Raw genomic sequence first — 12,146 nt, forward strand, 5'->3', positions numbered from 1 at the left:
CAGGTCGGGGGCGGGTTCACCCGTGGAGGGCGAGTGAGGCGAAACGCACCTCGCCCGCCTCGTCGCAGGCCGCCAGGTCCACCACACCCTCGATCGCCCAACCGTGGTCGCCCTCCGGGTCGTCGAGCACCTGCCGGACCCGCCACGTATTGGTCTCCACGCCGGGGCCCGACTCGGTGACCGTGAACAGTGCGGGGCCACGGGCCGCCGGACCGGTTCCGATGGCGTCGTACTCGTCCCAGTAGGCGTCGATCTCCGAGTCCCAGTCGGGGTGGTCGGGCACGTCCGCGTCAAGTTCCGCCAACCGCTCGATGTCGTCGCGCGAGAGCAGTTCGACGCGGCGGAACATCGCGTTGCGCACCATCACGCGGAACGCGCGCCTGTTCGCGGTGACGGGCCTGGTGTTCCCGGCGGACTCACCGAACGCGAGCTCCGCGACCTGGGCGGACGACACATCCGGGTCGGTGAGGAGCTCCCACTCGTCCAGCAGGCTCGAGTCCACCTGTCGGACCAGTTCGCCCAGCCACTCGACCAGGTCCTCGAACTCCTCGGAGCGTCGGTCGGCGGGGACGGTCTGGCGCAGTGCCCGGTAGGCGTCGGTGAGGTAGCGCAGCACGGCTCCCTCGGAGCGGCCGAGCCCGTAGGCCGAGACGAGGTCCGAGAACGTCATGCCCCGTTCGACCATCTCCCGGATGACCGATTTCGGTGACGGTTCGATCCCGGCGACCCACGGATGCCCTGCGCGGTAGGCGTCGTAGGCGTCGGCGATGAGGTCCCCGAGCGGCTTGGGCCACGAGATGTCCTCGACCAACTCCATGCGCTCGGAGTACTCGACCCCGTCGGCCTTGAGCGCCCCGATCGCCTCCCCACGGGCCTGGCGCTGCTGGGCGTACAGGATCGGCCGGGGATCGTCGAGCACGGCCTCGATCACCGAGACCAGGTCCAGCTCGGGGGTGGGGGACTCCGGGTCGAGCACCTCCATCGCAGCGATCGCGAACGGCGCCAGCGGCTGGTTCAGCGCGAAATCCCGTTGGAGGTCCACCGTCAGCCGGACGTGCCGCCCGTCGCCGTCGGGCTCCGGGAGCCGTTCCACGATCCCGGCGGCCTCCAGCCCGCGGAACAGCTCGATCGCACGGAGCACGTGCCGACGTACCCGCGCGCGGGTCTCGTGCGAGGACAGCAGCAGGTGCCGCATGTGGTCGTAGCAACTGCCGGGTCGGGAGATGATGTTGAGCAGCATCGAGTTGCTCACCTCGAAGCGACTGGTCAGTTGCTCCGGCTGCGCGCCGACGAGCTTGTCGAAGGTCGACCGGGACCAGTTGACGAACCCCTCGGGGGGCTTCTTCTTGCCCGCCTTGGCCTTCTTCTTGGGGTTGGCGGCGGCTTTCGCGGCGGCCTTGGCGTTCTCGATCTCGTGCTCGGGGGCGAGCACCACCACGAACCCCTCGGTGTCGAACCCGGCCCGACCGGCACGGCCCGCGATCTGGTGGAACTCGCGGGCCTTGAGGACCCGCTGACGACGGCCGTCGAACTTGGTCAGGCCGGTGAACAGCACGGTCCGGATGGGCACGTTGATCCCGACGCCGAGGGTGTCCGTACCGCAGATGACGGTGAGCAGGCCGTCCTGCGCCAGCCGCTCCACCAGCCGCCGGTATTTGGGGAGCATGCCCGCGTGGTGGACGCCGATCCCGTGGAGCAGGAGTTTGCGCAGGGTGCGGCCGAACGCGGTGCTGAACCGGAACCCGCCGATCTCTTCGGAGACCGCGGCCTTGCGCTCCTTGGTCGCCACCGAGAGCGAGGTCAACGCCTGGGCCTGTTCGAGTGCGGCGGCCTGGGTGAAGTGGACGATGTAGACGGGGGCCTTGCCGTCACGGAGGAGCAGTTCCACCGTCTCGTGGACGCCGCTGAGCTCGTACTCGAACGACAGGGGGACGGGGCGTTCGGTTCCACCGATGTGCACGCACTCCCGACCCGTGCGTCGACGCAGGTCCTCCCGCAACCAGTCGACGTCCCCGAGGGTCGCGGACATGAGCAGGAACTGCGTGTCGGGCAGTTCGATGAGCGGCACCTGCCAGGCCCAGCCGCGGTCCGGCTCGGAGTAGTAGTGGAACTCGTCCATCACCACCTGGCCGATGTCGGCGGCCGAACCCTCGCGCAGCGCGATGTTGGCGACGATCTCGGCGGTGGCGCAGACGATGGGGGCGTCGGCGTTGACCGAGGCGTCGCCGGTGAGCATGCCCACGTTCTCGGCGCCGAAGACCTCGCACAGGGCGAAGAACTTCTCGCTGACGAGCGCCTTGATGGGGGCGGTGTAGTAGCTACGGATACCTCGTGCCATCGCCGAGAAGTGGGCCCCCAGCGCCACGAGGGACTTGCCGGAGCCGGTGGGGGTGGCCAGGATCACGTGGCTGCCGGCGGCGATCTCGAGGACGGCCTCCTCCTGCGCCGGGTACGGCGTCAGCCCCCGGTCGGCGGCCCACGCCACGAACGCGTCGAACACCGCCTCGTCGTGCAGGTCGGCGGGGACGTCGTCGAGGTCGGCGAGGAGGTGGGGCAGATGCACCGGTCCGAGCCTAGTCGCCGGGGTCGGTCAGCCGTTCATCTCCGGGCCCCGGCCCGACCCGTCGTCCTCGGCCTGCTGGGCCAGGAACCGCTCGAACTCGGCACCGATCTCGTCGCCGGAGGGCAACGGCTTGCCGCCGGGGTTGAGTGAATCGGAGCCCAGGCGCGTCTCCATGAACTGGTCGTACTGCTTCTCCATGAGCTCGACGGCGGTGAGGACCTCGGGGTTGTTCTCGATCTGCGCGTTGACCTGCGCGGTGAACTCCTCGGCGGCCTTCTCCAGTCCGGTGGTCGGCAGCTCGAGGTCCGCGAGCCGCGAGACGTTGTCGACGAGGTTGAGCACCGCCGCGGGGTACGCGGTCTGGGAGAGGTACTGGGGGACGTGCACGGTGAAACCCGCGGACGGGATCCCGTGCTCGGCCATCCGCAGCTCGAGCAGTGAGGTCACGTTGCCGGGCACGGAGAACTCGCCGGGCCAGGCGGTGAACCCCTGGATGAGGTCCACATCACTGGCGTGGGCGCTGGAGTTGGTCGGCCGGGTGTGCGGCACGCCCAGCGGCATGGCCCCGAGTCCGATCGACATGCGGACGCCGAAGGTGGCGGCCAGATCGATCACGGAGTTGGTGAAGCCGTCCCACTTCAGGTCGGGTTCGAGGCCCGAGAGCAACAGGAACGACGTGCCGTCGGTGGCCTTGACGGCGTGCAGTTGGATCGTCGGCTGGTCGTACTCGGAGAACCGATCGAACGAGTACTTCAGGTGGGGGCGGCGGGACCGGTAGTCCACCAGCTCGTCGACGTCGAACTCGACGATCAGCTGGGAGTCCAGGGTTTCGCGGAGGTGTTCGGCCACGCCCTGGATCGCCTGGCCGGCGTCCGAGAACCCCTCGAGTCCGTGTACGAGGACCGGCCCGCGACCGTCCTCCGAACGCAGGTCGGGAACGGGTTCGATCATTCGGTACAGATCGCTGTGCCTGGCCATGTCGACTCCTCTCGTCACCACACCCCGTCCGTCGGGAGTACGGGGTCGCCCGGTCGTCCATCCGGGACGGGGTTCACAACTGTGACAACGACACCGCGCCCGGGTTGATTCCCCGGTGGCGGTCCCCCGGCCGTTCCCCACAGGTCGTCCCCCTCTCCACAGGCGGGGCGCGACAGGACGCCCGCAGGCCTCCGGTGGCCGACCACGTGCTCGATGGTGAGACCGGTGCACGGCACCTGCGGGCCGGGACCCGGGCGGGGCCCAGGACGCGCGAGACAGGAGACGAATGAGGACGATGACGACCGGCGAGATGATCGACGATGACGGGGCGGACGGACGGGCGACGGTGGTGATCTCCTCGCCGGAGGAGTTGATCGCCTCCATACCGACGATGCTCGGCTTCCCACCGGGCCGGGGGTCGGTGGTGGTGCTGTGCGGCGAGACGGCCGACGGCGGGCAGGGGCCGGTGGTCCGTATGGATGTCGACGGGTTGCTGGGGACCGGACGGGGCGACCCCGATGACGACGAGTTGCTCGACGGTGACGACGACGTGGACGGTTATCACGACGGCGGTCCCGACGACGCTTCCGTGGGGCGCTCGAACCCGGCTGTCGATCCCGGTCCCGCGCGCGGGTTGGCGCAGTTCTGCGCGCGGGAGGGGATCGGGTCGGTGCATCTGGTCGTGGTGCACGAGGACTGCGTGGAGGACTACCACGCGGGCTTGCGGGCGGAGGACGCCGCATCGGCGTTCGAGTACTGGCTGGGTGTCGCGGGCACAGAGGTCGCGGCGGCCTACGGCGTCGGCGAGTTCGCCGAGGGCGCACCGTGGGTGGACCTGTTCGGGATGGTCCGTGGGGTCCAACTCGATCCCGATTCGACGCAGATCGCCGCGGTCCACGCGTACGGTGGCCGGGTCCGGGCCGGCTCGCGGGAGGAGATAGACCGGATGTACCTCGTGCGGGACGCGGACGCCTGCGACGAGGATCCCCACGAGTCGGGGCCGCCGCGGGTGGACGGGGCCCGTCGGGTGGCGGAGGCGGTGGTGGCCGAGGCGGTCGAGCGTCACGACGACGCCGCACGTCGACTGGAGGTGGGGGAGAGTGTCGACGACGACGAGCTCGCCGGAATCGGCCGGGACCTGCTCGTCATCGCGGTTCGGGACGAGATCTACCGGCGGCTGGCCCAGCGGGGTCTGGGCGACGGCGACGGCCGACGTCTCGTGTGGTGGGCGGTCGCGCGCCGGAGGCCGGGGCGTGAACGCTCGGTGGCGCTCCTGCTACTCGGCGCCGCGGCCTACTTCGACGGTAGCGGGGTGCACGCCTGGTCGGCCCTGTCGGCGGCCCTGGACGCCGACGCCGGCAACTCCCTCGCCCGGCTCCTGATCGACAGCCTGCACGCGGGCCTGTCTCCGGAACGGCTCAGGCAGGTGGCCGCGGCCGCCTGAGCCGCTCCGGGTCAGCGCGGAGCCGAGTGCGCGCGGTCGCCGAGCGCCTCGGTGAAGGCCCAGGCGTCCTCGACGACCGTACGCAGGTCGGTGCGGGAGGGTTTCCACCCGAGTTCGGCGATCGCCCGGGCGCTGGAGGCCACGAGCACCGCCGGGTCGCCGGCGCGACGTGGGGCGACGACGTCGGGGATGGGATGTCCGGTGACCTCCCGGCACACGTCGATGACCTCACGGACGGAGAACCCCTCACCGCTGCCCAGGTTGAGCACCCGGTGGGTGCCGGGAGTGTTGGTCTCCAGCGCCAGCAGATGGGCGTCGGCGAGGTCGGCGACGTGGATGTAGTCGCGAATGCACGTGCCATCGGGGGTGGGCCAGTCGTCACCGAAGACCTTGATATCGGCGCGATGGCCGAGCGCGACCTGCAGCACGAGGGGGATGAGGTGGGTCTCCACGACCCGGTTCTCGCCCGCACCGTGATAGGCCCCGGCGACGTTGAAGTAGCGCAGGCTGGTCGCGGCGAGACCGTACGCGGTGGCGTACGACGTCATGGCGTGATCGATCGCGAGTTTGGTGGCCCCGTAGGTGTTGGTCGGACGCGTGGGCATGTCCTCGGTGATGGGGACCTGCTCGGGCTCGCCGTAGGTGGCGGCGGTGGAGGAGAACACCAGGTTGCCCACCCCGGACTCACGCATCGCGTCGAGGAGGGCCAGGGACGTGACGACGTTGCCCTGCCAGTACTCCCCGGGCTTCTCGACGGACTCGCCGACGAGGGAACGCGCGGCGAAGTGCAGGACACCGTCGAACGAGGAGTCGAGAACCTCCGGCGCGCGTACGGCCACGTCCCCCTCGACGAACGTCGCCCCCTCGGGAACCCCGTCCCGGTTACCCGTGGACAGGTCGTCGAGCACCACCACCTCGTGACCGCGCTCGATCAGGACCGTCGCGCAGACCCCGCCGACATACCCGGCGCCGCCGGTGACGAGCAGCTTCACGAGACGATCTCGACCTGGATCGCGTGGGCGTGGTCGCCGTCGAGTTCCACCGTGCGCCCCTCACCGGAGTCGAGCTCGACGAGGTGCCCGCGGCGGGTGGCGGTGACGGTTCTGAGCGGTTCGACGCCCGCGGCCCGGAGCTCGGAGATCAGTTCCGTGTCGATCTGCACGTTCTCACCGATCGCCCGGATCCGGACCCGGTGGGCCACGTCGCTCTCCAGCGCCGAGAGCCTGATCTGGTTGGGGTCGTCGAGGGCGGAGGCGGGGTACCCGATCCGCTCCAGCCCGGGGATCGGGTTGCCGTAGGGCGAGGTCCGGGGGTCATCGAGGACCTCGATGAGCCGCCGCTCGACGTCGTCGCTCATCACGTGCTCCCAGCGGCACGCCTCGGCGTGGACCTTCTCGAGCTCCAGTCCGATCACGTCGACCAGGAGACGCTCGGCGAGGCGGTGCTTACGCATCACACCCACCGCGAGTTCCCTGCCCGTGGCGGTGAGCTGGAGATGCCGGTCGGGGGCCACGAGGACCAACCCGTCGCGCTCCATCCGCGCGACGGTCTGGCTCACGGTCGGCCCGCTCTGCTCGAGGCGCTCGGCGATCCTCGCCCGCAGCGGGATCACGCCTTCCTCCTCGAGTTCGTAAATGGTGCGGAGGTACATCTCGGTGGTGTCCACCAGGTCCTTCACGCTGCAGTCCTCCACGGTCGGATCGTCGATAGGTGTGCGACTCCCCGCAGGCGCGGGCGCCGTCAGGGGTCTGCCTCCGAGACTACCGTCGGGCCACCGACCGGGGTGGAGAGCGGACAATCGGGGGCCGGGCCCGGTGCCACACGCGTAGATTCACGGGTGACGTGCCCCACTGCTCGCTCGGGGTGCTCGGGCCGGGAACGACCCGGCCCACGGGAGGACGGTGGCTATGGCCGGGATCGGGGACGGCGTCGCGGCGAAGGTCGTGTGGAGTCCGTCATTGCTGGAGTACCGGCATTCCGCTGACCACCCGATGAGTCCACGGCGGCTCGATCTGACCATGTCGCTCGCGACCGAGCTCGGCGTCCTGCAGGGTGTCGAGATGCTGGACCCCGGGTCGGCCAGCGAGGACGAGCTACTGAGGGTCCACACCTCCCGCTACATCGACGCCGTCAAGGCCGCCGGCGACATGCCGCCCGGTGAGCATGTCGGGATGAGCCACGGGCTCGGGACGGCCGACAACCCGACGTTCCCGGCGATGCACGAGGCCAGCGCGGCGGTCGCGGGCGGCACGCTGACGGCCGCCCGGGCCATCGCCAGCGGGGCCGCGACGCGTGCGGTCTCCGTCGCCGGGGGGATGCACCACGCCATGCCCGCTGCCGCCGCCGGGTTCTGCGTCTACAACGACGCGGCGGTGGCGATCAGCTGGTTGCTCGACAACGGGTACGACCGCGTCGCCTACGTCGACATCGACGTCCACCACGGGGACGGCGTCCAGACCGCGTTCTACGAGGACCCGCGGGTCCTGACGGTGTCCCTGCACCAGCACCCAGCCACCCTGTGGCCGTCCACCGGCTGGGCGTCGGAGACCGGTGTCGGCCGCGCGGAGGGCACCGCCGTCAACCTGGCGTACCTCCCCGCGGTCACCGATGATCTCTGGCTGCGGGGCTTCCACGCCGTGGTCCCCGGAGTGCTGCGGACGTTCGAACCCCAGATCATCGTCATGCAGGCCGGGTGCGACTCGCACCGTGAAGACCCGCTCGCCGACCTCTCGTTGACCGTCGACGGTCACCGGCAGTCGTATCTGGAGGTCGTGGCGCTGGCTGACGAACTCTGCGAAGGGAGACTCATCGCGATCGGCGGGGGCGGCTACGAACTGGTGCGGGTGGTCCCGCGGTCGTGGACCCACCTCATCGCTGCCGTGCTGGGGGTCCCGCTCGACCCGGCGACCGCGATCCCGGACCAGTGGCGGGCCGCGGCCGGCAGGTTCACCGTCCCCGACCGCGTCCCGCAGACGATGGGGGACGGGGAGACCCCCGGCTACACCCCGTGGGAGCCCGCGGGATCCGATCGGGGGGTGGAGATGGATCGTTCGCTCGCCCGACTCGACCAGTCGATCCTCGACACCCGCCGCTCGGTCTACCCCCTGCTCGGACTCGACCCGGACGATCCCCGTGACTGACCGGCGGCGCTGCAACAGACTCATCGACCCCCTACCCCTCAGTCCCTGGAGGACCCCATGGCGCACCCCGGCGACCGCGAGACCGTTGACACGGTGACCGAGAACCCGACCGACGCCACCCCGGCGGTGGACCCACCCGAGCACGCGTCGACCGACACCTCCGTCGACGAGTACCCGGAGGGCTATCCCCACGAGTGGGCTGCGGACGTACTCGGATCCGACGGGCGGGCCGTGCGCGTGCGGCCGATCCTGCCCAACGACGCCGAGAAGATCTCCCGGTTCCACACCAGCCTGTCCGAGCGCACCCGCTACCTGCGTTACTTCGGATCGCACGATGTGCTGTCCGACCGTGAACTCGCCCGGATGACCAACGTCGACTACCGCGACCGGATGGCGTTCGTCGCCGAGTTGGGCGCGGAGGTCATCGGCATGGCGATCTACGAGCGACTGCCGAACTCGACCTTCGCCGAGGTCGCGTTCACCATCTCCGACCAGCATCAGGGGCGTGGGCTGGGGTCGATCTTCCTCGAGCACCTGGCCGGCGCCGCGGCCGAATGCGGGATCGACCACTTCGAGGCCGAGGTGCTCTCCGAGAACCGGTCGATGATCCAGGTGTTCCGGCGGGCCGGGTACGAGATCTCCCGTTCGTTCGACGGGTCCACTCTCCACCTGGAGTTCGCGATCGACCCATCCGAGGCCCTGACCAATGTCCGGAACTCGCGGGAGGCGGCGGCGGAGGCACGGAGTCTGGCGCGTGTGCTCAACCCCAGTTCCGTCGCCGTGATCGGCGCCTCGGACCAGGTGGGCAAGATCGGGCACACGGTACTGCGCAACCTCATCGGCAACGGGTTCTCCGGTCCCGTGTACCCCGTCAATTCCGATGCCACGTCGGTGCAGTCCGTGCGCGCCTATCCGAGCGTCAGGGACATCCCGGATCCCGTGGACCTCGCGGTAGTGGCAGTACCGGCGGCGTCCATGTCGGAAGTCCTCGACGACTGCCTGTCGAAGGGCGTGTCGACCCTCGTCGTCATCTCCGCCGGGTTCTCGGACGTCGGCAGCGCCGGCGTCGTCTCCGAACGGCGTCTGGTCAGCGAGGCCCGCGCCCACGGGATGCGCGTGGTCGGCCCCAACGCGCTCGGGGTGATCAACACCTCACCCGACGTGCAGCTCAACGCGACCCTCGCAGAAGTCGTTCCGGGACCCGGCCGCACGGGGTTCTTCTGCCAGTCGGGTGCGCTCGGGATCGCCATCCTCGCCGCCGCGGCCCGACGTGGGCTCGGGCTGTCCACGTTCGTCTCCGCCGGTAACCGCGCCGACGTCTCCGGCAACGACCTGCTGCAGTACTGGGACACCGACACCGCCACCGAGGTGGTGCTGCTCTACCTGGAGAGCTTCGGTAACGCCCGCAAGTTCTCCCGGATCGCCCGGCGCGTGGCGCGCAACAAGCCGGTGGTGGTGGTCCGCCGAGCGGCCGACGATCTGGAGTCGGGCGTCGAGGGGCTGACGGCGAACGCCATCGGTGGACTGTTCCGCGACTCCGGCCTCATCCAGGTGGATTCCATCACGGACATGTTCGACACCGCCACGCTCCTGGCCTACCAACCGCTGCCCACGGGAGGTCGCCTCGGCATCGTCGGCAACTCCTCCGCGGTCGGACGCCTCGGCGGGGACTCCGCGCGTCAACAGGGCTTCACCGTGGCGCATTCGGTCGATCTGGGTGCCGGCGCGTCCCCGGAGGAGTTCCGCGAGGCGATCGCGGACGTCCTCGCACGTGACGAGGTCGACTCGGTCCTGACGGTGTTCGTCCCTCCGGTCGCGACGGAACCCGACGCCTATGCCGAGGCGATCCGTACCGCCGCGGGCGAGAGCAGCAAGCCCGTGGTGAGTACCTTCCTCGCGGGGGAAGGGCTGCCGGAGGGACTGACGGTGACCGACGAGTCCGGGGTGGCGGCGCGGGGCTCGATACCCTCCTACCCGTATCCCGAACGAGCGGTGTCCGCACTGGTGCGCGCCCGCCGGTACGCCGAGTGGCTCGACAAGCCGGCCGAGGAGCCCGCCGAGTACGAGGACATCGACCGCGCACGCGCGCGGGAGCTCGTGGACTCGCTCTGCCAGCTCCACGCCGGAACCGAGTCGTTCGAGCTCACGCAGGGCCAGGTCCGGGCCCTGTTGGAGTGCTACGGGATCGACATCGTCGACTACCGCGTCGTGACGGATGTCGACCAGGCCGTGATGGCCGCCGACGAGTTGGGCTACCCGGTGGCGGTCAAGGCGATGAGTGACCGGTGGCGGACCCGCAGCGATCAGTCCGGGGTGCGACTCGACCTCGTCGACTCTGCCGCGGTGCGGCATGCCTTCGCGTTCCTCCAGTCCACGACGGGCTCACGTTCCCTGCACGTGCAGAAGATGGCGACCAAGGGGGTCGCCGTGACCATCCGGGTCGCCGATCACCCGATCTTCGGCACCCTCATCTCGTTCGGACTGTCCGGGATGTTGTCGGATCTGCTGGCCGACCGCGCGTTCAGCACGCTGCCGATCTCACCCCGCGAGGCGGCCGCCCTGCTCGACCGGCCCCGGGCCGCAGCGCTCCTCGACGGGTATGCCGGGGACGCGCCTGTGGACCGTGACGCGTTGGTGGAGCTCATGGGGCGGGTTTCATGCCTGGTAGAGGACGTGCCGGAGATGCGGCGCCTGTCGGTGGACCCGGCGCTCGCCGGACCCGACGGTCTCGCGGTGCTCTACGCAACGGTCCGGCTGGGGCCGCCCCCCAGGTTCAGCGCCGACGAGGGGCCCCGCCGGCTGCGCTAGGCGCTGTGGTCGGCCCTGGACGGCACCGCGAAGGCCCCGCCCCTCCCGATCGGGGGAGGCGGGGCCCTGGGATTGCGACCTCACGGTGTGAAGGGCTCCGGGGAACCCGGCTCGCGTCTGATCGGGCGGCGTCCGATCGGGCAGCGTCTGATCGTGCGGCGTGCGATCCGGCGTCCGGTCAGACGGCGTAGGAGCGGAGCTTGTCCGCGCGACGGCCCTCGCGGAGCTTGGCCATGACCTCGCGCTCGATCTGGCGGACCCGCTCGCGCGACAGTCCGAAACGCTTGCCGATCTGGTCGAGGGTGCGGGGCTGGCCGTCGTCGAGACCGAAACGCAGCGTGATGACCTGCTGCTCGCGCTCCTCGAGGGTGGCCAGGACCGCGCGCACGTCGGAGTGCATCACATTGGTCACCACGGTGTTCTCCGCACTGGTGGCCTCGGCGTCCTCGATGAAGTCACCGAGCGGCGCCTCCTCGTCCGCGCCGACCGGCATGTCGAGGCTCACCGGGTCACGCGAATGGTCCAGCAGCTCCTCGATCTTGTGCGCGGGGATGCCCGACTCCTCGGCGAGTTCCTCGAGGGAGGCCTCACGGCCGAGCTGCTGGTGGAGTTCACGCTTGATCCGGGCGAGCTTGTTGACCTGCTCGACCAGGTGGACCGGCAGACGGATGGTGCGGGATTGATCGGCCATTCCGCGGGTGATCGCCTGACGGATCCACCAGGTGGCATAGGTGGAGAACTTGAAGCCCTTCGCGTAGTCGAACTTCTCCATCGCACGGATCAGGCCCAGGTTGCCCTCCTGGATGAGGTCCAGCAACGGCATGCCGCGGCCCGTGTAGCGCTTGGCCAGCGACACCACCAGGCGCAGGTTGGCCTCCAGCAGATGGGCGCGGGCGGCCTCACCTTCCGCGACGATCGCCTTGAGGTCGGCCTTGCGGACCGGACCCAGACGCTTCTTGGTCTCCAGCACGTGCTTGGCGTAGAGACCGGCCTCGATCCGCTTGGAGAGCTCGACCTCGTCCTCAGCGTTGAGCAGTGCCGTCTTGCCGATCCCGTTGAGGTAGACACGGACGAGGTCAGCGCTCGGGCTCTGGCCGTCCGGCCCCGCCTCCGTCCGACGGTCCGATCGGGTGGTGGCTGACGTCATGTCTCCTCCTCCTGCCTGGCCATGTGACGAGGCCGGCGTTCGGTTGCTGGTGGACGGATCAGGCGC

8 protein-coding genes are annotated in these 12,146 nt (G+C 70.0%); 3 read left to right on the forward strand and 5 right to left on the reverse strand.

The window, feature by feature from the left end:
- Nucleotides 1–16: 16 nt before the first annotated feature.
- Entirely contained in the window at nucleotides 17–2,563 is a 2,547-nt protein-coding gene (locus NR111_RS15755; protein WP_256821352.1) for a DEAD/DEAH box helicase, read from the reverse strand.
- A 27-nt stretch (nucleotides 2,564–2,590) separates the two neighbouring features.
- The gene (locus NR111_RS15760) at nucleotides 2,591–3,541 is read right to left on the reverse strand and encodes a proteasome assembly chaperone family protein (protein ID WP_067715823.1); all 951 of its coding nucleotides are present in this window, start codon (nucleotides 3,539–3,541) and stop codon (nucleotides 2,591–2,593) included.
- A gap of 286 nt (nucleotides 3,542–3,827) precedes the next feature.
- Between NR111_RS15760 and NR111_RS15765 the strand changes: the two genes are divergently transcribed.
- A complete protein-coding gene (locus NR111_RS15765) occupies nucleotides 3,828–4,985 on the forward strand; it encodes a DUF4192 family protein (RefSeq protein ID WP_256821353.1) in 1,158 nt (385 codons plus the stop codon).
- Between the two features lie 11 nt (nucleotides 4,986–4,996).
- Here NR111_RS15765 and galE read toward each other — a convergent pair whose 3' ends face one another.
- Together galE and NR111_RS15775 are read right to left on the reverse strand one after the other, a co-directional pair.
- Nucleotides 4,997–5,977, reverse strand: coding sequence for a UDP-glucose 4-epimerase GalE (gene galE / locus NR111_RS15770; protein ID WP_067715826.1), 981 nt, complete (start codon nucleotides 5,975–5,977; stop codon nucleotides 4,997–4,999).
- On the reverse strand, nucleotides 5,974–6,663 hold the full coding sequence (locus NR111_RS15775; RefSeq protein WP_069390229.1) for a metal-dependent transcriptional regulator: 690 nt from the start codon (nucleotides 6,661–6,663) through the stop codon (nucleotides 5,974–5,976). Before NR111_RS15775 ends, galE begins: the two co-directional genes overlap by 4 nt.
- A gap of 229 nt (nucleotides 6,664–6,892) precedes the next feature.
- Here NR111_RS15775 and NR111_RS15780 point away from each other — a divergent pair, with 229 nt between their 5' ends.
- Both NR111_RS15780 and NR111_RS15785 read left to right on the forward strand, forming a co-directional pair.
- The gene (locus NR111_RS15780) at nucleotides 6,893–8,125 is read left to right on the forward strand and encodes an acetoin utilization protein AcuC (protein ID WP_206471984.1); all 1,233 of its coding nucleotides are present in this window, start codon (nucleotides 6,893–6,895) and stop codon (nucleotides 8,123–8,125) included.
- A gap of 57 nt (nucleotides 8,126–8,182) precedes the next feature.
- Nucleotides 8,183–10,933 (forward strand): GNAT family N-acetyltransferase, encoded by a 2,751-nt coding sequence (locus NR111_RS15785; protein ID WP_083249826.1) that lies wholly within the window; start codon nucleotides 8,183–8,185, stop codon nucleotides 10,931–10,933.
- A gap of 178 nt (nucleotides 10,934–11,111) precedes the next feature.
- Here the strand turns inward: NR111_RS15785 and NR111_RS15790 are convergent, their stop codons facing one another.
- Nucleotides 11,112–12,080, reverse strand: a complete 969-nt coding sequence (locus tag NR111_RS15790) for a sigma-70 family RNA polymerase sigma factor (protein ID WP_096905525.1) — start codon at nucleotides 12,078–12,080, stop codon at nucleotides 11,112–11,114.
- Nucleotides 12,081–12,146 lie beyond the last annotated feature (66 nt).

The organism is Dietzia sp. Die43, from assembly GCF_024519835.1.
Classification (GTDB): domain Bacteria; phylum Actinomycetota; class Actinomycetes; order Mycobacteriales; family Mycobacteriaceae; genus Dietzia; species Dietzia kunjamensis.